At 41.7% G+C, this 23,986-nt stretch carries 25 protein-coding genes and 1 other RNA gene; 10 read left to right on the forward strand and 16 right to left on the reverse strand.

Annotated elements, in window-relative coordinates; all coding sequences use genetic code 11:
• Positions 1–291: 291 nt before the first annotated feature.
• On the reverse strand, positions 292–1,971 hold the full coding sequence (locus PX482_RS06310) for a WD40 domain-containing protein (protein WP_002757930.1): 1,680 nt from the start codon (positions 1,969–1,971) through the stop codon (positions 292–294).
• Positions 1,972–1,975: 4 nt separating this feature from the next.
• Here PX482_RS06310 and PX482_RS06315 point away from each other — a divergent pair, with 4 nt between their 5' ends.
• The gene (locus tag PX482_RS06315) at positions 1,976–2,212 is read left to right on the forward strand and encodes a hypothetical protein (RefSeq protein ID WP_221275422.1); all 237 of its coding nucleotides are present in this window, start codon (positions 1,976–1,978) and stop codon (positions 2,210–2,212) included.
• Between the two features lie 149 nt (positions 2,213–2,361).
• Here PX482_RS06315 and PX482_RS06320 read toward each other — a convergent pair whose 3' ends face one another.
• Positions 2,362–2,595, reverse strand: a complete 234-nt coding sequence (locus PX482_RS06320) for a hypothetical protein (RefSeq protein ID WP_288122205.1) — start codon at positions 2,593–2,595, stop codon at positions 2,362–2,364.
• Positions 2,596–2,878: 283 nt separating this feature from the next.
• On the opposite strand from PX482_RS06320, the gene PX482_RS06325 reads away from it, so the two are divergent.
• The 5 genes from PX482_RS06325 to PX482_RS06345 all read left to right on the forward strand — a co-directional run bounded on the left by PX482_RS06325 (position 2,879) and on the right by PX482_RS06345 (position 6,647).
• Entirely contained in the window at positions 2,879–3,136 is a 258-nt protein-coding gene (locus PX482_RS06325) for a type II toxin-antitoxin system Phd/YefM family antitoxin (protein WP_002757932.1), read from the forward strand.
• Positions 3,136–3,561, forward strand: coding sequence for a type II toxin-antitoxin system VapC family toxin (locus PX482_RS06330; protein ID WP_002757933.1), 426 nt, complete (start codon positions 3,136–3,138; stop codon positions 3,559–3,561). Before PX482_RS06325 ends, PX482_RS06330 begins: the two co-directional genes overlap by 1 nt.
• Positions 3,562–3,758: 197 nt before the next feature.
• Positions 3,759–4,149: a transfer-messenger RNA gene (ssrA, locus tag PX482_RS06335) on the forward strand.
• A 9-nt stretch (positions 4,150–4,158) separates the two neighbouring features.
• Complete coding sequence (locus tag PX482_RS06340) at positions 4,159–5,325, forward strand: pyridoxal phosphate-dependent aminotransferase (RefSeq protein WP_288122206.1); 1,167 nt, start codon at positions 4,159–4,161, stop codon at positions 5,323–5,325.
• A 329-nt stretch (positions 5,326–5,654) separates the two neighbouring features.
• Entirely contained in the window at positions 5,655–6,647 is a 993-nt protein-coding gene (locus PX482_RS06345) for a glycosyltransferase (protein WP_002757936.1), read from the forward strand.
• Between the two features lie 114 nt (positions 6,648–6,761).
• Here the strand turns inward: PX482_RS06345 and rsmH are convergent, their stop codons facing one another.
• The 7 genes from rsmH to PX482_RS06380 all read right to left on the reverse strand — a co-directional run bounded on the left by rsmH (position 6,762) and on the right by PX482_RS06380 (position 12,889).
• Entirely contained in the window at positions 6,762–7,643 is an 882-nt protein-coding gene (gene rsmH / locus PX482_RS06350; RefSeq protein ID WP_002757937.1) for a 16S rRNA (cytosine(1402)-N(4))-methyltransferase RsmH, read from the reverse strand.
• Between the two features lie 263 nt (positions 7,644–7,906).
• Complete coding sequence (ilvA, locus tag PX482_RS06355; RefSeq protein ID WP_288122207.1) at positions 7,907–9,418, reverse strand: threonine ammonia-lyase, biosynthetic; 1,512 nt, start codon at positions 9,416–9,418, stop codon at positions 7,907–7,909.
• Positions 9,419–9,509: 91 nt separating this feature from the next.
• Complete coding sequence (locus tag PX482_RS06360) at positions 9,510–9,812, reverse strand: hypothetical protein (RefSeq protein ID WP_002757939.1); 303 nt, start codon at positions 9,810–9,812, stop codon at positions 9,510–9,512.
• 235 nt (positions 9,813–10,047) lie between these two features.
• Positions 10,048–10,701: a hypothetical protein gene (locus tag PX482_RS06365; protein WP_002757940.1), complete on the reverse strand. Its 654-nt coding sequence runs from the start codon at positions 10,699–10,701 to the stop codon at positions 10,048–10,050.
• A gap of 532 nt (positions 10,702–11,233) precedes the next feature.
• Positions 11,234–11,419: a hypothetical protein gene (locus PX482_RS06370; protein ID WP_002757942.1), complete on the reverse strand. Its 186-nt coding sequence runs from the start codon at positions 11,417–11,419 to the stop codon at positions 11,234–11,236.
• A 2-nt stretch (positions 11,420–11,421) separates the two neighbouring features.
• Entirely contained in the window at positions 11,422–11,907 is a 486-nt protein-coding gene (locus PX482_RS06375; RefSeq protein ID WP_288027594.1) for a type II toxin-antitoxin system VapC family toxin, read from the reverse strand.
• Between the two features lie 352 nt (positions 11,908–12,259).
• Positions 12,260–12,889: a hypothetical protein gene (locus PX482_RS06380; RefSeq protein ID WP_288095678.1), complete on the reverse strand. Its 630-nt coding sequence runs from the start codon at positions 12,887–12,889 to the stop codon at positions 12,260–12,262.
• 290 nt (positions 12,890–13,179) lie between these two features.
• Here PX482_RS06380 and cobS point away from each other — a divergent pair, with 290 nt between their 5' ends.
• Positions 13,180–13,938 (forward strand): adenosylcobinamide-GDP ribazoletransferase, encoded by a 759-nt coding sequence (gene cobS / locus PX482_RS06385; RefSeq protein ID WP_288122208.1) that lies wholly within the window; start codon positions 13,180–13,182, stop codon positions 13,936–13,938.
• Here cobS and PX482_RS06390 read toward each other — a convergent pair.
• From PX482_RS06390 to PX482_RS06400, 3 genes are all read right to left on the reverse strand, one after another.
• On the reverse strand, positions 13,935–14,396 hold the full coding sequence (locus PX482_RS06390) for a PPC domain-containing protein (RefSeq protein ID WP_002786024.1): 462 nt from the start codon (positions 14,394–14,396) through the stop codon (positions 13,935–13,937). The genes cobS and PX482_RS06390 overlap by 4 nt on opposite strands.
• A 400-nt stretch (positions 14,397–14,796) precedes the next feature.
• Positions 14,797–15,018 (reverse strand): DUF4278 domain-containing protein, encoded by a 222-nt coding sequence (locus PX482_RS06395; protein ID WP_288094241.1) that lies wholly within the window; start codon positions 15,016–15,018, stop codon positions 14,797–14,799.
• Between the two features lie 246 nt (positions 15,019–15,264).
• Positions 15,265–16,320 carry a potassium channel family protein gene (locus tag PX482_RS06400; RefSeq protein WP_288027600.1) on the reverse strand — a complete coding sequence of 352 codons (1,056 nt, stop codon included), beginning with the start codon at positions 16,318–16,320 and terminating at the stop codon, positions 15,265–15,267.
• A gap of 636 nt (positions 16,321–16,956) precedes the next feature.
• On the opposite strand from PX482_RS06400, the gene PX482_RS06405 reads away from it, so the two are divergent.
• Positions 16,957–19,164, forward strand: a complete 2,208-nt coding sequence (locus tag PX482_RS06405; RefSeq protein WP_288122209.1) for a PhoX family protein — start codon at positions 16,957–16,959, stop codon at positions 19,162–19,164.
• A gap of 86 nt (positions 19,165–19,250) precedes the next feature.
• Here PX482_RS06405 and infC read toward each other — a convergent pair whose 3' ends face one another.
• Positions 19,251–19,781 (reverse strand): translation initiation factor IF-3, encoded by a 531-nt coding sequence (gene infC / locus PX482_RS06410; RefSeq protein ID WP_002757952.1) that lies wholly within the window; start codon positions 19,779–19,781, stop codon positions 19,251–19,253.
• A 117-nt stretch (positions 19,782–19,898) separates the two neighbouring features.
• On the opposite strand from infC, the gene PX482_RS06415 reads away from it, so the two are divergent.
• Positions 19,899–20,072, forward strand: coding sequence for a hypothetical protein (locus tag PX482_RS06415; protein ID WP_288122210.1), 174 nt, complete (start codon positions 19,899–19,901; stop codon positions 20,070–20,072).
• Between the two features lie 107 nt (positions 20,073–20,179).
• Entirely contained in the window at positions 20,180–21,499 is a 1,320-nt protein-coding gene (locus PX482_RS06420; RefSeq protein WP_288093781.1) for an AAA family ATPase, read from the forward strand.
• On the opposite strand, the gene PX482_RS06425 is transcribed toward PX482_RS06420, so the two are convergent.
• Genes PX482_RS06425 through PX482_RS06435 form a run of 3 tightly spaced genes read right to left on the reverse strand, consistent with a single transcriptional unit; the run spans position 21,496 to position 23,980 of the window.
• Entirely contained in the window at positions 21,496–22,416 is a 921-nt protein-coding gene (locus PX482_RS06425; protein WP_288122211.1) for a hypothetical protein, read from the reverse strand. The two genes, PX482_RS06420 and PX482_RS06425, sit on opposite strands and share 4 nt — an antisense overlap.
• Positions 22,358–23,818: an AAA family ATPase gene (locus PX482_RS06430; protein ID WP_008206637.1), complete on the reverse strand. Its 1,461-nt coding sequence runs from the start codon at positions 23,816–23,818 to the stop codon at positions 22,358–22,360. Before PX482_RS06430 ends, PX482_RS06425 begins: the two co-directional genes overlap by 59 nt.
• Before the next feature lie 27 nt (positions 23,819–23,845).
• The gene (locus tag PX482_RS06435; protein WP_256378293.1) at positions 23,846–23,980 is read right to left on the reverse strand and encodes a hypothetical protein; all 135 of its coding nucleotides are present in this window, start codon (positions 23,978–23,980) and stop codon (positions 23,846–23,848) included.
• Positions 23,981–23,986: the final 6 nt, after the last annotated feature.

Below are 23,986 nucleotides of genomic sequence, written 5' to 3' on the forward strand. Positions count from 1 at the left end.
CAATTTATTCATAATAAATTTGGCAGAGGATTAAAGATTAGTTATTGTGACTAACTCTTTTGGTTAGAACAAGATAAACTTGAGAATCTTCGGTCAAATTTATTGACTCAAAATCAGCTGTACTTAATTTAAATGAAACAGCCCTAGGGATTAAGGGGGGATCGGCACCCCCCTTATCAAGGGGGAATTAAGGGGGGATCAAGGGGGGATTTATCTTCAATTTAATTATATATCACCATAAGTAAGGCAGAATCGAAAGATAGTTAAATACTTGACCCTAGGCTCACAATTTTACTGTTGCGAGATGGAAAATAAAAACCGCTCGTAAGCTCGATTAATTTTTTGCATAATTTTAATCGCTATGGCAGAGGAATTGTGATCGGGGTGATACTGACGAGCAAGCTGATAATATCTTTGTTTAACTTCTGAAAAACTGGCATTCTTAGAAACTTCTAAAACTTCCCACCAATCCTCGGAATCTGGGGGAAATATTTCTAATTCTCCTAACATTTCTGACCATATTTTTACCTTATCTCCATAACTACATGTAATTAAAAATTGACCGTCAGGACTAAATTTTAAGGGAGCAGTTCCCCGTAAAACTTTAATTAATTCTCCTGTTTGTCCTTGCCAAATTTTAATTTCTGTTCGGGAAGCACTAGCAATTAGATGGCGATGAGGATTAATAGCAATACTGATAATTGCCTGCTCGTGTGCCTGCCAACTTTTAATAATTTCTCCTGTCTTTATATCCCAGATTTTAATCGTTTTATCACTACCGCCACTAATTAGATATTGACCATCATTACTAAAAGCTAAACTGTTAACGGCTGCCCTGTCACCGCTAAAAGTTTGATAAGCATAACTATGATCAAATCGCCATAATTTAATAGTTTTATCATCACTACCACTAGCAATAATTTGGCTATCGGGACTAATAGCACAGGTATTAACTGCCTCCTCATGACCGATTAAAGTTCGCTTTAATTCTCCTGTATGATAACCCCAGATTCGCAGAGTTTTGTCATTACTAGCACTAACAATAAATCTTTCATTGGCAGCAAAAGCTAATTGTAAAATGACACCATCGTGGCTATCGGGAGCATTTACACGAGCGAAAAAACTACTTTTATACTGCTTAGTGTCTAATTGCCACTGACTAATTCTGCCATCCAATCCACCAACAATGATCGATTTACTGTTAGGACTTATAGCCAGAGTTTGGATCGGTTCATTAACTCCCACAAAGGCATAAATTAATTTACCCGTTTCTCGCTGCCAAAGTTTTATGGTTTGATCTTCTCCCGCACTAGCGATAATTTTACCATCAGGACTAACATCGATCGCCCCAATATTTGCCTGATGACCTTTAAGAGTTTGGAAACACTGCCAAGATAAACGCTCTGGAATAGTAATTTCTGTAGAATATAACTGTTGATTTTCCTGAATAGATACTTCTTCTAACAGTCCCTGTAGTTCTGCCTCTAGATTTTTATATTTTCCCGTAACTTCTTGCCAAAATAAAGCTTCTTCGTACTCTCTAGTAATGCGATCAAAAAATTCTAGATTGCTATAAAAATTATTGTCGAAGTAGGTGGGAGATAACATTTTCATCACTCCGTAGATTCCTAACCCGACTAGGCCGCCAGCGATTGCCATAGAACCGACACCAACACCGAAAGCTGTACCTTTAACTGCGACTCCCACACCCCCAAAGGTAGAGTAGATACCGATTCCGCCAAGGCTTCCTATTCCCAAAGCTAACCCGACATTGTGATCGTTTGTTTCTAGTCCTTGCAGACTGGCATAAATTGCCGAACTTGTCAGGATGCCAATCCCCGTCATTCCCACTAAACCGACGCTTATACCGCCAAATCCGCCGACTAAGCCAATATTTCCCAGACAAGCAGATAAATTGGCTCCTGTGACTCCACCGACGGCGGGAATAACAAAATCGAGCTTTTTAGCCATATTTTTGCGAAATAATCAAGTTAGTCATCGGGTTTCTCCTATAGAGTGTAGCCTAGTTTGGTATCGACGACTGACTCCCCAAAACGGTACTTTTCCCTCCTGCCCCCTGCCGACCGCCTCTTTCAAGTCAGTCCCGATGAAAAAATTTTCACCCCCACAGATGAAAGAGGTTTCTTTCCCCACACCCCACACCCCACACCCTACACCCTCTTTCCAGTCAGAGGCAATCAGGGCAAAATGATAAGTATTTTATATGTAAATAGCTTCAATGCTTAAAAATATTTAAATTTACAATCGGTAATATTTATTTTTACTTAAGAATTTATTGAGAATAATTTTTATTTATTTACGAGGTTACAATACTTCCAGCGATTCTGGTATAATTTTGCATTATGCTATGATGCCTCTTATTGTAATTTTTAGGGTTTTAATGATCTGGGTTGTCTTAAAACCCTTGCTAAATCTAGACTTTTCCCTTGGGCAAAACCAAACAGTTCCGCCAATTTTCCCTTTTTTCCCGAACAACGTTGATCTAATTTTTGTGTAGTTTTGTTGCAAAGTCAAATTTTTTTTGACAAAATGGCTAAATTGTGGTATGGAGATAGATTGTTGATAGGTGGCCATTCAAACCGAGGCAATCAATAATTAGGACTTGCTGAATAAGTTTGTTGGTGGGGTTAGGAGCCGGTGGTCGGGAGGGTAAGTGAGAAGATCAGACAGAATTTGAAGAATGAATGGCGACACAAGGAAAGCCCTGCTCTCAAAGCGTTTTCAATGCTGCTCCGATACGCGATCATCTTCAAACTTGACAACGCCGCCGATCGCGCATCAACCTTGAATCGACTCTGGTATGAGTGGAAATCGATATACTAGAATTATTATGGTCAAGATGTCCAACTTAAGATCAATGACAAAAATCCTCTCGACAGCCGAAGTGAAAGCGCGTCTTTCCGAATCGATCGATCTTGCTCTCCAAGAGGGCTACGTTGTCATCACCCGCTACGGCAAACCCGTGGCTGCCCTAGTGAGTTACGAAGATATCCGACAATTGCAACGACTGAGAAGCGCTCGTCAGAGGGGAGGGTTAGCGAATTTAAGCGAAAATTGGGAAGATTCCGAAGAATTAGCCGAAGAACTGGATAATATCTTGGACGAGAGAACCTGATGGCTTATCTCTTTGATACCGATGCTATTTCAGAGATGTTACGCAAGCGCCCGCTACTGGACTATCTGCAATGGTTACGATCGCTAGATCGAGAAAATCAATATACTAGCAGTATCACGATCGCCGAACTATATAAAGGTGCGTTCCGTTCCCCCAAGCGCAATGATTTTCTGGAAAAAATCGAAACGAGAATTATCCCCGAATTCACGATCCTGCCATTCGATCGCTTGACAGCGAAAATTTACGGAGAAATTCAAGCGCAACTAGAACAACAGGGAAATATTCTCGCCCATGCCGATTTACAGATCGCATCCACGGCGATTCAATCTAATCTAGAACTGGTTACGGGTAATATTCAACATTTCGCCCGTGTAGAAGCTTTACGGATTAATTACACTCTCGTCCACGCCAGGGCATCTTCATAAAATGTTCAGAGTTGAGGCAACTTCGGCATCAACCATGGCAGCTGGATCGCAAATATAGGATAACTTTCCCAAAAATCAGCGATAAAAACCTTTTTTACCGATCTAGCCCGGCTCTAACGCCTGGGAAGGGAAAAATCCTCAATTGAGCCGAAATTAGCTTAATCAAAAAATATGCTATAATCAGAATGTAAGCACAAGGGGCCGTAACGGTTTCGACAGGTTAGCGAAAGCTCCCCCGTGATACAGGTCGAGAGTGAGTCTCCTCTCGTAAATCAAAGGCTCAAACAAAAAGTAAATGCGAACAACATCGTTCCTTTCGCTCGTAAAGCCGCTCCTGTAGCTGCCTAATAGTCTCTAATCGACTCGAGCATTCATAGTTTGACTCCGTTAAGGACTATGGATAAACCCCCAACGGATGCCACGTTTAACTTTCTCTAGTTAGTTAACCGTCTAAGCTTTAACTAGAGCATCCCACTGTCCGGGATAAGTGACAGTCCCCGTTTCGAGGGTAATCGAAACTAAACCTGTGAATGAACGGACAGTCAATACCTAATTTGGACAGCAGTTCGACTCTGCTCGGCTCCATTGATTACTTTAATGAAAGACCTTCTCTCCCGCATGGACGGGGTACAAACACCGATCATTCCCGTGGTCGGTCAATTAATTAAAGCGAACCCCGGCACTATTTCCCTAGGTCAAGGGGTTGTTTCCTATTATCCACCCCGGGAAGCGATCGAATCTCTATCTTTATTCTTAGCTAATCCCAAAAATCATCAATATCAATCTGTGGCGGGAATTCCCCCCTTATTAGCAGTAATTCGGGAAAAACTAGCCGAAGATAATCGGGTAGAAATCAGCGATAAACAGGCAATTTTTGTGACGGCGGGCAGTAATATGGCCTTTATGAATGCCATTTTAGCCATTACTTCCCCGGAGGATGAAATTATTCTCAACACTCCCTTTTATTTCAATCATGAAATGGCCATAAAAATGGCTGATTGTCAAGTAATTTTGGTCGCCACAGACAAAAATTATCAATTGCGTCCAGCCGCCATTGAAGAGGCAATCACGGAAAAAACTAAGGCAGTGGTGACGATTTCTCCTAATAACCCCACGGGAGTAGTTTATCCAGAAAATACCCTAAGAGAAGTCAATCAAATTTGTCAAAAAAAGGGCATCTATCACATTCATGATGAAGCTTATGAGTATTTTACCTATAACCATGCCCGTCACTTTTCCCCGGGGGCAATTGTTGGCAGTGAATCCTGGACTATTTCCTTATTTAGTCTCTCAAAAGCCTACGGTTTTGCCAGTTGGCGCATTGGTTATATGGTAGTACCAGAACATTTATCTGAGGCGATTAATAAGATTCAGGATACTATTTTAATCTGTCCGCCGGTGGTTTCGCAATATGCGGCTCTGGGAGCGTTACAGGTGGGTAAAAGCTATCCTTTAGAACAGTTAAAAACCATCAGTAAAGTTAGAGAAATTTGCCTGAATGCTCTAGAATCGATTAGGGATATCTGTGATGTTGCCACTGCGGAAGGGGCTTTTTATTTCTTCCTGAAAATTACCACAGACAAGAATGATTTTCAGTTAGTTAAAAGTTTAATTGAGCAGCAGCGGGTGGCGGTGTTACCCGGTTCAACTTTTGGGATAACAGAAGGCTGTTATTTGCGTCTTGCCTACGGTGCTTTATCTCCAGAAACGGCTTTAACGGCAGTAGAAAGATTGGTAAAGGGACTGCGTTATTTTAGTCAGTGATTTTCAAGAATAAATACCGGCTTTTTTTCTTGGTTTTTACTTTACCACAACTGATGAAAAACCTTCTCTTGCCGATGGATGGGGTGCAAACACCGATTATTGCTGTGGTCGGTCAATTACTTAAAGCGAAGCCTGGTACTATTTCCCTAGGTCAAGGGATTGTTTCCTAATTATCCACCCTAGGAGGCGATCGAATATATTTCTTTAGACTAGGGGTTTGGCTGGCTGGTTTCCATAATCAGAATTGCTGACCTCTTGAGCTACAATTGACGGCAAAGCGTTTTTGCGCTAAACTATGGGACAAAGAATGCTTTGGCCTTATATAATTAATGCGAACAATCTATTTTTACGCCCCTGACGAAATCAGACAAAAAAATATCAGGGAAGACCAGACTCTATGGACAGGCGATCCTAGCAATTTTACGGCTTGGATAGCCCAAACCTACTTTCATCTTAAACAAGCTGGCTTTCCCTGTGAAATAGCCAGAGAAATCCCAGAGCAAGGAATTTTAATCGCCGACCGAGACACCCTAGATAATGACTATCCCTTCTTGGATAAGGTCATGTTAATTTGTGTCCAAAGCGACAAAGAATATCACCCTTCGGCTCACCTACACATTGTTTATAATCCGTATACTTGGGAGAAGACTAAAGACTCTATTTGGAACCCCCATCTAATTAGTCATTGGCCGATGCCCGGGTTAATTCCCAGAGATAGGGAACGGAACACCCTAGTGGAGAATATTTCTTACATTGGCAACAGGGGTCAGTTGGCACCGGAATTAAGGTCGGAAGCATGGCGAGAGTCTTTGGATACTCTCAATTGCCATTGGATGCCGATTTGGGATAAATTTCAATGGAACAATTATACTAATCTAGATGTGATTGTAGCCGCGCGTAGTTTTGATTCTCGAAATTATCCTAATAAAGGTTCTATTAAGCTAATTAATGCTTGGCACGCCGGTGTTCCTGCCCTTTTGACTCCAGAGTTAGGCTTTTTAGCAGAAAGAAAGACGGAGTTAGATTTTATTATTATTCACTCTCTAGAGGAAACAATTCAAGCAGTTCGTCGTCTGAAAAGTTCTCCAGAACTTTATCAAAAAATGGTTGAAAACGGTTATAAGAGGGCGAAAGAACACACAATTGAAACCACTTTAAATCAATGGATATCTTTTTTTAAAGATGTGGCTTTTCCCACCTACGACCAATGGTCTGCTTTAAGTCAATTTGAAAAAAGATGGTTGTTCAGTCAGCGATATTTAGCTTTCAAATACGACAGATTTAAACACAAAATAAACAACCTTGGCAAGTCAAAAGCATAATTCAATTCTCGATCGATTATTTCTCCTTCGTGTAAAAAATAGTTGATAGCCTTTCTCATCAAGATAACGACTCCCTAAAACCAGATAGTTTGTACCTCACCATTAAGATAACTGCTATAGGATAACCTCTGATTCGATCTTTTGGGCTATTCTTAGTTTAGCCGAACGAGAACGAGGGTTTTTAGCTTGTTCTTCTCGACTGGGAATAATCGGCTTTTTCGTGATAATTTTCAAGGAATTATCTTCGCGAAAGCCATACTTGATCAGACGATCTTCTAGACTATGAAAACTGATCATAGCGATAATTCCCCCGGATTTTAGCCAGTGGGGGGCTTGATCTAACAATTGTTGGAGAGAATCTAATTCTTGATTAACAGCGATGCGTAGGGCTTGAAAAACCCGCGTTGCCGGATGAATACGTCCATAACGGTAACTAGCGGGTACAGAACTAGCGATGACAGCCGCTAATTCTGTAGTGGTAGTAAAAGGACGTTTTTGGACGATCGAGCGAGCAATAGGACGAGATAAACGTTCTTCTCCGTATTGATAAAAAAGATCTGCTAATTCTTTTTCGTGCCAATGGTTGATAATATCGGCTGCCGTCAGGGATTGACAGCGATCCATCCGCATATCTAAGGCTGCCGTGTGGCGAAAACTAAAGCCGCGCTCGCTCTGATCGAATTGGGGAGAACTGACTCCTAAATCGGCGATAATGCCATCAAAACTGCTATTTTGTCCATTATAATCGGCGAAGTTCCCCCACCAGAGGGTTAAACGGCTATCTAGATAGGGGGCGAGACTAATTTTAGCGGCTTCTAGGGCGCTTTGATCGCGATCGATGGCGGTTACTGTGGTTTCGGGATGGGCTTCTAAAAGCAAGCGGCTGTGTCCACCACCCCCTAGGGTAAGATCGAGATAATGCCCCCCGGGTTGAATATTTAAGCCGGCGATTAATTCTTGACTCAAAACGGAAATATGGGGAAAATCTTGATTCATATGCTGATAACTTCCTGAAAATGGCGATTTAACCTAGGGTTTGCTGAAAAAGTTTGTTGGTGGGGGCAGGGTGTGGGGTGTGGGGTGTGGGGTGTGGGGTGTAGGGTGTAGGGTTTTACCGATTTTGGGGTAGTCAGTTACCTAATTTTCAGGGAAAAAGTGCCTGAATTTTACCCCCGATCACTCCAATGGTCAGCACTTTTTGAGGGGAAAAAAGTCTAAAAGCCTTATCCAACAAGGTTTTTAGATTTATTCAGCCAACTTTAACCTAAAAACAACTGATAGGCCCGATTTTGACTTTCATCCCAATAGCGATAGCCGAGAGTATCGAGAAAAGCTTGCCATTGATTCATTTCATCGGGGGGGACCTGTATGCCCACGACGATGCGCCCGTAATCGGCCCCGTTATTGCGATAATGGAAAACGCTGATATTCCAGTGGGGACTCATGGAGGCGACAAATTTCATTAAAGCCCCCGGTCGTTCGGGAAACTCGAAGCGATAAAATAATTCATGGTCGGCTAAATGCGATCGCCCTCCCACCATGTGGCGCAGATGCAATTTAGTCAATTCATCATCGCTAATATCGAGGGTTTTAAAGCCACAAGCTTCAAAACTCTCGGCTAATTTCTTGGCATCGGTGCGATTTTCGATCTGGGCGCCGACAAAAATATGTGCTTCTTTTTCATCGGCAATGCGATAACTAAATTCGGTTAAATTGCGTTTGCCGACACATTCGCAAAAACGCCGTAAACTGCCCGGTTGTTCGGGAATAGTCACAGCATACAACGCCTCGCGCCGTTCCCCTAATTCTGCCCTTTCCGCCACAAACCGCAGACGATCAAAGTTCATATTCGCCCCACAAGCCACAGCAACGAGGGTTTTATCCTCAATTCCTTCTCTTTCTACATAAGCTTTCGCTCCTGCTACCGCTAACGCCCCCGCAGGTTCTAAAATCGAGCGTGTATCTTGAAAAACATCCTTAATCGCGGCACAAATATCATCCGTATCCACGAGGATAATCTCATCCACATACTGCTGACAGAGACGAAAAGTCTCCTCTCCCACCTCGCGCACCGCTACCCCATCGGCAAATAATCCCACTTGAGACAAACGCACCCGATAACCGGCTTTTAGGGATTGATTCATCGCGTCTGAGTCCACAGGTTCCACCCCGATAATTTTAATTTCTGGACGTAAACGCTTGACATAGGCTGCAATACCTGATATTAAGCCACCGCCACCAATAGCGACAAAAATCGCCTCGATCGGTTGCTGATATTGTCGTAAAATTTCCATACCGATCGTACCCTGGCCGGCGATTACCTCCGGGTCATCGAAGGGATGGATAAAAGTTAAGCCTTTTTCCTGTTCTAACTGCCGCGCGTAGGTGTAGGCATCATCGTAGGTGTCACCGTGCAGGACGACAATCCCGCCCCGGGCTTTTACCGCGTCGATTTTGACTTGCGGAGTGGTGACAGGCATAACGATAATCGCTTGGGTTCCCAATTGCCGCGCCCCCAAAGCGACTCCCTGGGCATGATTTCCCGCCGAAGCAGCAATTACACCTTTTTGTAACAAATCCCTTGACAAATGCGCCATTTTGTTGTATGCGCCGCGCAGTTTAAAGGAGAAAACCGACTGCATATCCTCGCGCTTGAGTAAAAGCTGATTGTGCAAACGTTGGGAGAGATTGGGGGCAAGTTCCAAGGGGGTTTCTTGGGCGACATCGTAGACGCGTGCGGTGAGGATTTGAACCAGGTAATCGCAGTACATTATTCTTTTTTGGCGGTGGGGATTGGCGAGTCAGGCTAGGATACAGAATAGATCATCGTCAGTCCGGTTAGCAATAAAGAGCTATCAGCTGTCAGCCGTCAGCTTTTTGCTCTGTGTTCCCTACTTCCCACTTCCCACTGATGTAACCTCTCAATAACTGCTGGAAGCTGTCGCGAACAAAAATCAAGGTCGTGTAGGGGTTGCTATGAGGGAGAAAATCTGGTTTAACACAGATAGGAGGATTGCCACAGAGAGCCAAAGGAAAATTGAGAAAGCCCTCCGCCAAGAAGTAGATAGCTGACAAAACCTCGTAACGAACCACCCAACTGGAAGCCCAACTCAGAGAACAGAAAAAGCTCAAAGGCCGACCGAAGATAAGAGCCAGCCAACTCAACGAAAAAACCCCGGCGTTGCTTAATCAAGGTATGAATGCTAATTTTGCATATATCAAAAAGTCAGTTTGAGCCTGAGTTTTAAAAAATGTAGATGCAATGATTCATACCCAAAGTCAGCAACGCCGAGCATCTTTCAATTTGACAACGCCTAAACCCACAGCTTCAATCAATGTGCATGGTGCGTTCCCCAAAATTGATCGGTGGAGCAGTAGGAGCCACATTAGGGAACGCACCCTACGGCTGCGGCGCTCGGTGTGCATGGGCGTTGTTATGCTTTTCCAAATTCGATTTTGAATAAGGCAATTTTATGAATGAAATACCAAATATATTTCTCTTATAAATCTGCCTAGTTTGATTATATCTTTGCATCGCATTTCGCAGATCAAATTTAATGTCATTAATGAACTGGTCAGGAAAAGGTTCTCCAACAATATGCTTGGTATCTATATTGTTTTCCTTCCACAATCTAAATTGAGCTTGTTCTTGAGTGGCATGACGAAGATAATTGGAAAAACTAGCAGGCATTTCCGCCCCTTCAACTAGATAAAGCTTGGTTCGCAAAATTCTGACTATTTCTTTATGAAGATCACAGAAATATTCATTCTTAAAAAAGGACTCAATTTCCTTCTTTTGCTCTTCACTTAGTGGATCATGAACCCCAGAGGCAGGATTAACAATATCTTCTTTGACATAATATAACGTATCAATTTGATTCACGAGATTGAAGAGTAGTCCATAGAATTCTTCAATCTGGCTTCTATAATGCTCAATTGTATGTTCAAGTCTCTTAGTATTGTCTTCTCTGATTTTAGTTAAGTAAAAGGTCAGTATTGAGCCTGCAAGTGCTAGTGTTCCAGCAATCAACGCAACAACAACTTCTGTCTTCATATTAAATAGACCTCGACCTAGTATTATATTAAGACTAACAGTCTTTCTAGTTAAGGAATCTAACAAAATAAAACTGCATAACTATATATTATATGTAAACTTTCCACATATCACGCCAAATACACATTTTTTAAGAAATATTTCCGTATATTCTGAAACTTTCCCTATAACATTACAAGTAACCGTGTTATGCCGAATTATTATAGGCGTTCTCATGTTTTGAAAATCCCACAGGGTGGCCGATACAAAATTAGGTTATACCTCATCTTTATGAGAAAGGCTGCCATACCGGGAGCGAATTTGGCTGGGATTTACTACCATATTTAACTTCATTTGTCAAGAAATTCGCTAATTTTAAGGTGCGCCATCGCACTTAAACCCACAGATGCAATCAATGTGCATGGTGCGTTCCCCAAAAATCGATCGCTGGAGCAGTAGGAGCCACATTAGGGAACGCACCCTAGGGAGATAGCGTACTGCTACGCAGTGCCTTCGGCATCGCACTATAGATTTAGCGGTTCCATTGAATGCTTTAGCCGGCGGTCGGGTGCAGTGATTTGTTAGACGCTCGCTTAATTGGCAACCTAACTAATCTATCTTTATGAGCCAGTTGCTTCTGCTTTAAGTCATTAAAAATAGCTCTTAAGTCATATTGAAACGATTGAGCGTATTCTTCTCTATACTTGTGAATTTCATCGAGAATTTCATTTTTATACATGACTAAACCTCTAGGTTATATCCAATAAGCTCATAAGGAGTGCAAATAACTGGCAATATATATCCGAGATCAGAACTAATCTGAGCCAGCTGGTGGTGAATTTGGGCATTTGCCATGTGCTTGCAGTTCCATGTTAGCAAATAATCTAAGTTATAGACGGTTGCTAATGCCATATGTAAAGCGTCGTTAGATGCCTTTAGGGGCAGATTGCTTTGAGTCAGAAACGCTTGCGAAAGTTCAAACGCATCTTCCGTAAGTTCGAGAAGCATTAGGGATTGTAACAAGTTTAACCGTTGAGCGGCGATTATCGGATCTCCCTTAGCTGCCTCATCTTCAACGATCTCTGATGCGTAAAGCGTAAATGAGCTACTATGTTCGTTCCACCAATCCTGGGTGATCTTGATATTAGCAGCAACGATCAGATTGTCAGTGGGTCTGGCGGTTAAATGCCCAACAATACTTGTTTCAATATAGACGCTTCCATTCACGGCAACCTAGAATATCTTTTCGCTCTCTATCCTACCTTATTTAATCTTGGTTTTGAGGGTGTTGGGTAACAGCCGTCAACCCAACCGACAAGATCAGCGTACTGCTACGCACTGCCTTCGCCATCACACTTAAACCCACAGCTGCAATCAATCTGCATGGTGCGTTCCCCAAAAATCGATCACTGGAGCAGTAAGAGCCACTTTAGGGAACGCACCCTACGGCGATCTGTTTTATCAGCACTCTAGGCTATTTATTCCCCTAGAAACGAATCGCACCGTTACATTTCATTAACCCACCCTACAAGATCGGCGATCGCTATAAAATTGGCAATCGCACTATATATAAACAGTCTCACCAGTCTCTGACAACTTTTACCATAGCTACTTCTGACCATTTTTCCCAAATACTATTGGGAACTCTCAAAGTATATCGTGTTCTGTTGCCTCCTTGACCTTCTTTATCAAGGTTTTTCGCTCCTAAAAACACACCAGAACTATCTATAAATTCAGCCCTAAAGCCATGCTGCAATAATTCAAGTCTTAAGTAAGCTTCTCTCGCTGCTGGGCTTCGTTCTGCTTCTGGAGGACTTGAAAATTCAACAATCCACTCTACTTGTTGATTCTGTTGATTAAATGCAGGTTCTTCAATCATTTTATACGAAAATGCTGCATAATCTCCTACAGAACTAGAATTAAAAACACTATGGTCCCATTTTGGATTTGATAAATTTGGAGTTGGTTCAGTAGTAATAGTAGGAGTTGATGTAGGTATTGCTGTAGGTGATGGCGATGGTTCAGAAACACTTGGAGAATAAGTCGGTTGCTGACGATTTAATTGTTCTTTTAGACTGCGAATTTCTTTTTGCAGATATTCAACTCTTTGATCGTCGGTTTGGGGACGAGAGGCGTAAGTAGCAATAAACGCGCAAGCCAGCATAACAGCAGCCCAAATTGGCCATGGGATTTTTGATTCATTTGACATTTTGCTTGAGGAAGATAGAAGTTTTAAAGATTAGGCGATCTAACTACATAATATACGGAAACTTTCCGTATCTCACGCCAAATACACATTTTAAAAAAAATCTTTCCGTATATTCCTCTCCTATAGAGCAATCGCAAGAACTTTTCCTATAAAATTACAAGTAACCGTGTTATGCCGAATTAAATCATTATAGGCGTTCTCAGATGTTTTGAAAATCCCACAGGGTGGCTGATACAAAATTAAGTTATACTTCATCTTTATGAGAAAAGCTGCCATACCGGAATCTAATTTTGGGGGGATTGACTACCATATTTAACTTCATTTGTCAAGAAATTCGCTCATTTTTAGGTGCGATCGCTTTTTACACGATTATTCCGGTTCCGATTGCCTGGCCGGATTTTGGCAGAATTGCCCGATGGATTGCCTTAGTGGGCTTATTTTTGGGTTTAATTTTGGTTTTGCTCGATATAACTCTAGCTGGTCTGGGAATGCCACCCCTGACTCGTGCGGTTGTCCTTGTGGGGGTTTGGGTTTATCTAACGGGAGGACTACACCTTGATGGAGTTAGTGACACGGCCGATGGTTTAGCTGTCACCGACCCCCAGCGTCGTTTAGCGGTTATGGCCGATAGTGTTACCGGGGCCTTTGGAGTCATGGCCGTGACTATGGTTTTGCTGCTAAAAATCGCCGCTTTGACCGATTTAAGCGATAATCGAGCCTTAGCTCTAATTTTAGCACCAATTTGGGGACGTTGGGGGCAAGTAATGGCGATCGCTCTTTATCCCTACCTCAAACCCACCGGTAAGGGAGCCTTTCATAAAGTGGCTTTTTGTCTGCCTTGGGACTGTGGGGGAGTAATTTGGGGGTTAATCGCCCTATTTGGTGGTCTAAGGTGGGGAATAATCGCCATTAGTGCTGGAATCGCCCTCGCTCTGCTTACTGGTTACTGGTTATATCGTCGTCTTCGCGGTCACACCGGCGATACCTACGGTGCGGTGGTAGAGTGGACAGAGGCTCTATTCTTGGTTTTTTTGACAATAATTAGCTAATTTTTGCCCTCCACAGCCCGTAAACGGGTTAATTTCAGGGTAAATTTTCCCCCACCGGTTTCTCCGAAAGCTCTCACCCGAATAATATATTTACCCGACTCGGTAATCCGTGCAAAGAGGAGAGCATTAGTGCCACCATCGGGACCATCATCATTTTCCGCTACAGTGGAACCATCGTCAGCCAGGAGAATTAAAACTCCATCAAAGTTTTCCGATTTGAGATCGATGGCCACCTGATCATCCTTGTCCAAATCCACGGTATAATCCCTAGCAAACCCTCCCTCCCCCGTGGGAATATCTTTGTCGGTGAGAGTATCGTTAATTTCTTTGTTGAGGATGAGGGGGACGGGATTATAGATTTTTTCTGCTCGCACCGGTAAAGATTGACCGCTTAACCAGAATAAAGTGAGCAAGACGCATAAACTAGAATAGCGACCAGTCAAAGGGAATCTTGTCATAGGGGCAGATGTTCGTTTTCTCAATCTCCCTATTCTACAAAAAACTGATAACTATCAGCAGTTCGACAAAATTAAATTCAGACTCCGGAAAGGGGGAACGCTGGAACTGCGGAACTGCGGAAGGGAAAAATATGTGTAATTAATTTTGCTTAGGTAGTTATTCCTTGTTGGCAAAACAAATAAAAAAATCCCCCTTGAAGCGAGGGAGCAAGAGGGGAGATAAAACCCGTTTAAGGTAATTAATAAAATCATTAAGTAGGTAGGTGTTAAAAGTTGTCAGACACCCCCCTTGATAAGGGGGGCAGGGGGGATCAAACCTAAAATCCATTTTTAATTTAATTATAACCAGCTACTTAATTGACAATCTTTAAAAGAGATTGATTGAAAAAAGAACTAGAAGTTAAAAACTTAAAGAGGGTCTTTCCATGGGCAAAGAAGCTAAAGATTGAGTGATATGATAGGCTTGACCGCGATAGGTAAAGGCTACCTGTTTCTGAATGGTTTGAACGACACCAAGGTTTTTTAAATAGGGAACACCACGATAGCCTAAAATCATCGGACTGGAAACAACGGTGGCAGTGGGGTTTTTCTCGTAAGCAATGCCGCGATAGGTTAATTTCATAGGTGTCTCTGGAGATAATTAGTGAGTTAGTCTTATCTCCATCTGCGGCGAAATTAATTCCAGAAAAGCTCAACTTTTGGCTCTCTTGGGTTCGGTGGGTAAAATGTATTCTAAGATACAGTCCTGCTGGCGAGCAAGCGGAAGGAACCACAGAGACACAGAGGACACAAAGATTGATCGCTCTTATATAAGTTAAACTTATCACACAAAGAATTAGAGATCTCAACTTTTTTCTGGTTAAATATCCTACCAAGAAGACCCACGATAGCGCATTTCTCGACGCAGAGCATAACGACGGGCAAAATTGGGAACATCGCCCCGATGACCTAATAAAATGACCGTATCGCCTTGCTGTAGAATGGTGGAATGGTCGGGATGGGTGATGACACGACCATCAAATTGACGGACAGCAACGATAATAAAAGCACCCTGTCCCCGCACTTCCATCTGACTGATGGGTTGTCCCAAAAAAGGCGAATCGCTTAAAATTGAGTATTCTTCAAATTGCAGGTCGATATCGGCTAATAATTCGTTGAGATTGCGCCTACCTTCATCTTCCTGTAAAAAATCGATTGCGGCCGGATGGGTGATTAAATGGGCCATTCTCTCTGCTCCAATGGTAGCAGGTAAGACCACTTGATCGGCCCCGGCTAGTTTTAATTTTTTCTCGGTGCTGGGATATTCTCCCCTAGCGATAATGTATAGTTGCGGACTGAGTTCCCTTGCGGTTAAAGTGATAAAGACATTTAAGGCATCATCGGGTAACACCGTCGCTAAAACTCGCGCTTTGTCGATACCGGCTTTCTGGAGAATACTTTCATCGGTGGCGTTACCATTAAGAGTTAAGTAGCCTTTTTCCTGAGCTAATCCAATGCGATCGGGGTTATTATCGACGATAATAAAGGATTGGGCTGTTTTTGCCAATTTAGTCGTTAGAATGCGTCCTATACGCCCAAAACCGCAGATTATGACGTGATTTTCTAGGGATTCCATCTCTTTATTCATCTGGCGATCGCTAAAAGCTTTGTTAATTTCTCCCTCGGTGAGCATCTGAAAAAAACCTCCCACCACATAAACGGCCGAGGTGGTCCCACAGACGATAACTAACATGGTAAAAGCTCTCAGACTGGGAGTGTTAATCGGTTTAACTTCCCCGAAACCTACCCCAAATATGGTGATAATCACCATATAAACGGCATCGAGAAAGCTCCAACCGTAGGCCATATAACCGATAGTTGCTCCGACTACCGTAGCGAGAAAAAAACTCGCACCGATGATGATCCTTTTCAGTGAACTTTGCATCGATTTCTGTTAACTGACAATCTAGCTATCAGCTTACAACTGTTTACTGTTTACTGATCACTGTTTACTGATCACTGTTTACTGTTTCACCGCGTTTTAATAAAGCTTGTCTTGCTTGTTTTTCATCTAACCAGTATTTCGGTAAAGCATACCGATGGGTGAAATGTAATATATAGCAATTCCCATAGTTGTGAGGTACAGAGTCTTAGGTTTTGAGGAGTCAGGAGTCAGGAGTTAAGATTTTGGTGTACCTCATGAGATTGGGAAACGCTATAGATATTTCTACATAATCCTCTCAGATTTGCCTGAGAAAATAACATTTCTCCCAGTTGCTTGGTTCCGATGAGGGAATTTACCGAGATGATCTTAAAATCAATGTTCGGCAGCAACTAAAGCAAGAAATAAACTTTGATCTAATGTCCGAGGGAGGGATGGGATTTTCTTACCTCTTTTTTCTCCTCCTGTCTCCGAATCTCCTCACCTAACGGAAGATTTTTTATTTTTGCAGGAGAGCTTTTTAACTGGCTGTTAACTTAGTCATAACTTGGATACTGTATAATCCCTATGTCAAGTATCCGTAATAAAATTTAACCTAATCAAGGTCTGAACATCAGTTTTGACTTTATTAATGAAAATATGAGTATTTCTCGCCGTAATTTCCTCACCTTTTTAACTGCCACTGCTGGTGTCTCTTTTTTCAGTCTGCAAGAGAAAAAATATTCCTCTCTGATTAGCAGTCCTGCGATCGCTGCTAATAATTTCGGCTTCAACTTTGTCCCAGTCAAACTGCCGATTCCCTTAAAAATTGACGGTATGAGCGATGAAAGCCAAAAAAATGCCTATCAAACCTATAAAGTCCTAGATGATCTCGTTCTTCCGCAAGGATTCACCTATGATGTGCTGGCCCAGTGGGGGGATGCAGTGGGTGATTCCCGTTTCGGTTATAACAATGATTATCTATCTTTTATCGAAACCAGTGCGGGTCAAGGTTATCTAACCGTTAATTTTGAATATATCAGTGGTCGTACTTGGCTACAAACCTTTGAACAAGTGATTGGTAAAACCCTACCCGTCAAGGAAGTACGGGAAAAAACGAATGAAAAGGGTGAAATTGCCGCCTATCGCCTGCAAGATGCCAGCTTAAAGGCAAAAATCGAGGAAATATCCCTAGAAGGCTTAATTGATCAGGGAATTGGCGTAATTTCCCTGGCTAAAGATCAAACGGGAAAATGGCAACGTACCTATAGTAAAGCCGATCGCCGCATTACCGGTATTTCTGGACTAAAGGACGGTCACTACCTGAAAGCGACCGGTCCTGCTGTAGCAATTTTTACCAAAACCGATAAACTTGGCTACGATGACGGATTAGGGGCAAAAATTATCGGAACATTTCAAAATTGCGCCGGGGGAACAACTCCCTGGGGGACCGTATTTAGTGCCGAGGAAAACTTTCAAGACCAAGTGACGGAGGTAGTGTTAAAAGATGGTTCCTCTTTGCATCCCGATACTACCCCCTTTATTCTCAATAGTGGGGAAGTGGATGGCCGGGGTAACGTCTTTGGGTTAGCGGGAAATAAATACGGTTGGATGGTGGAGGTGGATCCGGCCAATCCCGATGATTACGGCACAAAACACACTTGGTTAGGGCGTTTTCGCCATGAAGCGGTCGCTTTTCTCGCTCGGACGGGGCAACCCTTGGCGGTTTATTCAGGATGCGATCGCAGAGGCGGTCATGTCTATAAATTCGTTTCCGAGGGCAAAATTAGCGATATTAAGCAGAAAAATAACTCAAAACTCCTAGAAAAAGGAATGCTCTACGGGGCCAAATTCAACCCCGATAAAACCGGTTATTGGATACCCTTAAATCCCGACACGGAGATAAATCCCGTCCTACCGAGTCAAATTGCCGCTAGTCGCGGGGATGGGGTGGTAGCCTTGCCGAATCCCGAAAGAACGGTCAATGATACTAAATTACTGCTATTTAAGGACGATGAGGAGATTCTAGCCTACAAAGCTAAATATAAGACCCTCGCAGACCTGTATGAAGGTAATAGGACGGAAAAACAGGGGGCAATTCTCATCGATGCTCATTTTGCAGCTAACGCCGTTGGGGTCACTTGTACTGGTCGCCCGGAAGATACGGAAGTGGACGAGAATGGCACTTTATATATGACCTTTACCTCTGGTAGTCCCAGTGAAGCGGAGGGAGGAGCCGATAAGGAAATATTTAAGGGGCCAAATGGCGAAATACCCTACGAATTTGGTTGGATTATCAGCTTAAGGGAAGATAATAACGATGCTGCTTCCTTAAGTTTTCGTTGGGATGTGGTCGCTTATGGAGGGGAACCGACAGAGAAAGGTGAGGGTTTTTCTAATCCCGATAACCTCGCTTTCGATAAACAGGGAAATCTCTGGATGGTTAGCGATATTTCCACGGGTGGGTTAAATCGAGAGATGAAAACTCGTTATCCCCAAGGGGTCCCGGTTAGTCAACGGGATTTATTGGGTATTTTTGGCAATAATAGCGCTTGGGTGTTTGCCAAGGGTCAAGAGCATCCCTATCCTTTTGCTATCGCTCCCATGGATGCGGAATTAACGGGATTGTACTTTACTCCCGACCAAGAGACGTTATTTCTGGCAGTACAACATCCGGGGGAAGCGGGGGGAATTCGTCGGGATTTGGCCTTTGAAAACCGCAAATTTGCCCTTAAAACCACTAATGGGCAGGAATTTGAACAAATACGACAAGTACCCCTAGGGTCGAATTGGCCTAGTGGTCAAGTTAATCAACCTCCCCGGCCGGCAGTGGTGGCGATTCGGCGAACCGAGTCAAAATCTGGATAATACATTTGTTTTAGATGATTGGTTTCCTTTGGGGATTTCTGAAAAACAAAAAAGGGGTCTTAGCCCCTTTTTTCCGGATTAGTTAGTTATTTTTTCGGCGATAACATCATCATCATGTTACGACCTTCTTTTTTTGGTGCTTGCTGTACCTCAGCCACATCCTGTAAGTCTTTGGCCATGCGCGCCAGTAATTCTTCCGCTAGGTTAGAGTGTTGAATTTCCCGGCCTCGGAAGGTAATCGTCGCTTTTACCTTATCTCCCGCTTTTAAAAAACGTTGCGCTTGGTTGACTCGCACGTTGTAGTCATGCTCATCGATTTTATAGCGCATTTTAACTTCTTTTATATCGGCTGTATGCTGTTTTTTCTTGGCTTCGCGGGCTTTTTTCTCCTGTTCAAACTTGTATTTGCCATAGTCCATAATCCGGCAAACGGGAGGATTTGCCGTTTCACTGACGAGGACGAGATCAAGTTCCTTTTCTTCGGCCACGCGTAAAGCTTCGGCAGGAGTAATAATTCCTAGTTGAGAGCCGTCGCTATCGATAACGCGGATTTCGGGAAAGCGGATTCTTTCGTTAATTTGGGGGAGATCGCGAGTAGTGCGTCTTTTATCTATCACAGGCGTTCTGGGTTATCTCTATTCTGGTTAATTAATCGGTTGGAGTTTACAAAATGGTTTACTTGCTATTCTACCTACTCGATCGAGTTTCTTGGCCAATTGTTAAGTTTTCTTGCAATGTTAATTTTTAGCCGCCGGTCGTCAGCCGTCGGCCGTCAGCCAGATAAGCTGTTGTGCATGGGCTTTGTTAAACTAAGACCCTATACTCTCAGGAATCGATCGGTAAGGTGCGTTCCCTTTGCGGCAGGTAACGCACCCGACAAAATCGGCGTAACCGCCCTACCTCTGTAAACCAATGTCTAGATTATAGTAGGACAGTATCAGGCGAAAGTTGAGAAGATTTTCCAGTATGGTTAAATATTGCGCTGATGTTTTAATATTACTTATCGCCTAAAACTATGATTACTTATATTAAAATTCATGGCTTTAAATCCTTTCATAATTTTGAAATGGTATTCACGCCGCTTACTGTAGTTGCTGGGGTTAATGCTTCTGGTAAGAGTAATTTATTTGATGCTTTGCAATTGTTGGCGCGGCTGGCAGAAGTGGATCTGAAGACGGCTTTTAGCGAGCAGCGAGGACATCCTAGCGAACTTTTTACCCAATATGATGAGGACGACTACGCCACGGAAATGGAATTTATAGTTGAAATGTTAGTCAATCGCAAGGTAAAAGATAATTGGGGTGGGGAAGTCGATCTTAAATATACAAGATTACGCTATCAATTAAAAATTAAACGAGAGTCTAATATAAGTGGCTTTGAAAACTTGTATATTGTTGATGAACGTTTAGAAAATTTAAAGCACAATGAAGATAATTGGGTAAAAAATTATATTCCCAAGACAGTATTGGAAACTTGGCGACCAAAAGTAACGGGTAGGAGAGCCATTCCTTATATTAAGACTGAAGATATTAATGGTATTGCTACCATTGTTGTACATCAAGATGGTCAACAAGGGAATAAAAAAGTATTTCCCGCAAAAAACGCATCACAAACTGTTTTAAGCAGCATTAATACCATAGATTTTAGACATATATTAGCCGCCAAACAAGAAATGCTGAGTTGGAAGTTTATGCAGCTTAATCCCGAAGATTTGCGAGAACCTACTCGTCAAGATATGGGCATCAGAGATACAATAACAGCAACCGGAAAGAATTTAGCCGCTGCTTTATTTCGCATTAAACAAGATGATGAATATACCCTCACAGCAATTTCCCGTGATCTCAATAATCTGCTACCGAATCTTACAGAAGTTAATGTTTATGACGACAAAGCAAATCGACAATTTATTATCAAGGTAAAAGGTGATGATGGTCGGGAGTTTTCTTCAAGAGTGCTTTCCGAAGGAACCCTACGTTTATTAACATTATGTGTCCTGCAATACGACCGACAACACACAGGATTACTGTGTTTTGAAGAGCCAGAAAATGGCATTCATCCTTTTCGTATTGAAGCAATGGCAAGATTATTAAAAGAGCTAACTGTCGATTTTGAAGATACTGAAATGCCTTTACGCCAAGTAATAGTGAACACTCATTCTCCAGTTCTGGTGAGTCAATTAATTAATTGGCAAGATGATGAAAATGTCAGCATTTGGCTTTCTCAACTTACCACTATAATATCCACTATTGAAGGGAAGCGAATTAAGATGAAAAGCAGTAATTTTCACCCTGTTATCAAAGAGAATAAAAAGCAATTAACCTTTTTTTTATACTAACTATTGATTAGGCGACTTACCATCTCTACCATTCCATATATGTTTAAATTTTTAATCTCTTCCTGAATTTGATCGATTGAACTTTGAGAATCATCACTACAGTAAGCCAATTGAACTTTCTTTCCCTGCGGATCGGTTAATAGGGTGATCCAGTCTTGATCGCTCGACACCTGATAATCTATATAGATGCCTTGTCTATCTTTGGCGGGAGTGAATTTACATGAATAATAGTTATCCTGTTTACGTTTGTCCGATGCTTGTCTAGCCAACAATTTTTCGATTAACAAACAATCGGATTCTTTATGTTGCTCGTCGTGACTATGCTTTATTTTGCCTATTTTGCTTAAATCCGCTTTCCTGTGAGTCTTGGAAACATAAGGATAAAGCTCCGCTTTAAAATTATACGGGATAGGTAAAATAATAAATCCTTTCTCCGCTTCCTCTTCGATCGCCTTTCGAGGAATATCGGCATTATAGGGAGTTAATAGGATAGCTTGTAATTTATATTTGAGTTTACTGGTGACATGATCGGCAATTTCTTGTTTTAAAATATCTCTAAAAGTTGTAATTTGTTCGATACCTGTACTCGTGGAATTTTTATTAGTTCCCTTCATCTCGATAATCGTCAGCAGAAGTAAGTCATTCTGAATAAAAAGAGATAAATAATCAGGTCTTTTCTGCTTTTGATTTCTAACAAGAGGATCCTCCCGACGATCAGTTTTAAATAAAATACAAACGGAATCTTTTTCTGGCTTGGTAATCCGAAAGCTGACACCGCTTTCGGGTGGAGCGATCCGATCGGGTACGGTACAGAAAATAAGCAAATTTTCTAAAAAGTTAAATTTCTGCCAATCGAGTTTATTCTTCTTCTGAGGAACATTCTTCTTCGGTTTCTTGGTTTTGTTGTCCTGCTTCATAAATTGCAAAAAACTTTTGTTGAATATCAACTGATACATCGCTGAGAGTATCCCAACGAATACCGTATTCAGGGTCGTGTAAAGAAAGTAATTGATTATTTTTCATTTCATAGGCGCTAACCTGTTCCATTTTAAGAAAAGCTCGGCTATCTTGCAGATAAAGCAATTTAGCTTGTTCGGCTAAAAGTTCTGGATTTTGGTGATTACCATTAACGATATTGTTAAGATGAGCCATCAAATAGGGGCTATGAGTCGTCAATAAAATTCTAACTCCTAAATTTACTAAAATCGCTAAAGATTCTAACAATTTTACCTGAGATTCTGGATGTAAGTTCATTTCAGGCTCATCGATCACCAGAAAATCCCCCGATTTTGCTCGATAGCGCAAATAGAGTAAAAGCGGGGCTAATTGTTTAATAGACGAGGAAGCATTATAAAGATCGATCTCTAAACTTCTTTTTACCGAAACTTTAATTTCTCTGCCTCCAATTTTAGTCTTTTTAAAGATTGTTTTATTGTTATTTTGAATATACTTTTCAATTTGATCAGCTAATTTTTGAAAATCATTTTTGTTTTTGGCAATGGGATCGGGCTTATTTTCTAGTTCTATGTCAGTTAAAAAATCTAAAAAATCCTCTACTGGTTGAGGATAGCGAATATCTCCCTGTTCTTTCAGTAACTCTAACTGTCTATCTCGATTAATACGTCTATTAATACGTCCTTGTGTCAATAGCTCTCTCTGATTCCCTTTAAGTAGCTTATATCTTCTATTGCCCAGCATTTTATAGGTATTTATAAAAGCGTTTCTTTCGGCGGGTAAAGGAAGTGCGTCGGAAAATGAAAATTTTACAACAGCAGCAACAAAATTAAGAAAAACTATGTCTTTATAATTATTAATTTTATCTTCCTTTTCTTGATAAAATAAAATCTCATTATTGTTCTCGCTTCGCTCGATTTTCTTGATTCCAAGTGAAGCTAATGACCCGCGATATTCAATTGTATCCGCTAAAACTTTTTCTATAGCTGTTTTAATATCATCTTCGGAAATTTCGATACTGAATTTCGTTTTTTCAAAAATCTTGCCGCTAGAATCTTGGAAAAAAGATTGTAGTTTTATCCCGCTAAATTCAGATGCGGACTTTTGAACAATTTCGGATATAACATCATAAAAATGTCGGTCTATTTTTAAAGACCAATGATCGGCTTGATTTGTAAATTCTATTTTTTCTAAAATTTCACTAGAAAAATAAAAGCCGTCAAGCTGATTAATCCATAACCCATAAATCGAGTAGGCGATATAAGTTTTATTAGAATTATTCGGGCCAATAATAACGGTTAGAGGCCGAAGATCCACTTCTGCCTCTTTAATACTACCTAAATTCAAGAGTTTGATTTTCATCATAAAAACGAACACTCCGAATACAGACCCTTATTTTACCCGATTCGTACTCGCTTGCGCCGATTCTTTAGTTTTATCTTCAAACGCGACCTTGATCGAGAAACGAATAGCGATCGCTTTCTGAGAAAAGATCGATCGCCAACCGACAATCCAAAACGCTGTCATTACCTT

This window comes from Microcystis sp. M53602_WE12 (assembly GCF_030065455.1).
Lineage (GTDB): Bacteria > Cyanobacteriota > Cyanobacteriia > Cyanobacteriales > Microcystaceae > Microcystis > Microcystis aeruginosa.

Excerpts from the sequence above, each read along its gene's own strand:
- ilvA (WP_288122207.1), bottom strand. The coding sequence starts at position 9,418 with ATGTACTGCGATTACCTGGTTCAAATCCTCACCGCACGCGTCTACGAT.
- PX482_RS06340 (WP_288122206.1), top strand. The coding sequence starts at position 4,159 with ATGAAAGACCTTCTCTCCCGCATGGACGGGGTACAAACACCGATCATT.
- PX482_RS06395 (WP_288094241.1), bottom strand. The coding sequence starts at position 15,018 with ATGAAATTAACCTATCGCGGCATTGCTTACGAGAAAAACCCCACTGCC.
- PX482_RS06415 (WP_288122210.1), top strand. The coding sequence starts at position 19,899 with ATGTTAATTTTTAGCCGCCGGTCGTCAGCCGTCGGCCGTCAGCCAGAT.
- PX482_RS06320 (WP_288122205.1), bottom strand. The coding sequence starts at position 2,595 with ATGGCCACCTATCAACAATCTATCTCCATACCACAATTTAGCCATTTT.
- PX482_RS06405 (WP_288122209.1), top strand. The coding sequence starts at position 16,957 with ATGAGTATTTCTCGCCGTAATTTCCTCACCTTTTTAACTGCCACTGCT.
- PX482_RS06400 (WP_288027600.1), bottom strand. The coding sequence starts at position 16,320 with ATGCAAAGTTCACTGAAAAGGATCATCATCGGTGCGAGTTTTTTTCTC.
- PX482_RS06325 (WP_002757932.1), top strand. The coding sequence starts at position 2,879 with ATGACAAAAATCCTCTCGACAGCCGAAGTGAAAGCGCGTCTTTCCGAA.
- PX482_RS06430 (WP_008206637.1), bottom strand. The coding sequence starts at position 23,818 with ATGATGAAAATCAAACTCTTGAATTTAGGTAGTATTAAAGAGGCAGAA.
- PX482_RS06370 (WP_002757942.1), bottom strand. The coding sequence starts at position 11,419 with ATGTATAAAAATGAAATTCTCGATGAAATTCACAAGTATAGAGAAGAA.
- PX482_RS06435 (WP_256378293.1), bottom strand. The coding sequence starts at position 23,980 with ATGACAGCGTTTTGGATTGTCGGTTGGCGATCGATCTTTTCTCAGAAA.
- PX482_RS06420 (WP_288093781.1), top strand. The coding sequence starts at position 20,180 with ATGATTACTTATATTAAAATTCATGGCTTTAAATCCTTTCATAATTTT.
- PX482_RS06345 (WP_002757936.1), top strand. The coding sequence starts at position 5,655 with ATGCGAACAATCTATTTTTACGCCCCTGACGAAATCAGACAAAAAAAT.
- PX482_RS06310 (WP_002757930.1), bottom strand. The coding sequence starts at position 1,971 with ATGGCTAAAAAGCTCGATTTTGTTATTCCCGCCGTCGGTGGAGTCACA.
- rsmH (WP_002757937.1), bottom strand. The coding sequence starts at position 7,643 with ATGAATCAAGATTTTCCCCATATTTCCGTTTTGAGTCAAGAATTAATC.
- PX482_RS06365 (WP_002757940.1), bottom strand. The coding sequence starts at position 10,701 with ATGAAGACAGAAGTTGTTGTTGCGTTGATTGCTGGAACACTAGCACTT.
- PX482_RS06390 (WP_002786024.1), bottom strand. The coding sequence starts at position 14,396 with ATGACAAGATTCCCTTTGACTGGTCGCTATTCTAGTTTATGCGTCTTG.
- PX482_RS06380 (WP_288095678.1), bottom strand. The coding sequence starts at position 12,889 with ATGTCAAATGAATCAAAAATCCCATGGCCAATTTGGGCTGCTGTTATG.
- PX482_RS06425 (WP_288122211.1), bottom strand. The coding sequence starts at position 22,416 with ATGAAGCAGGACAACAAAACCAAGAAACCGAAGAAGAATGTTCCTCAG.
- PX482_RS06330 (WP_002757933.1), top strand. The coding sequence starts at position 3,136 with ATGGCTTATCTCTTTGATACCGATGCTATTTCAGAGATGTTACGCAAG.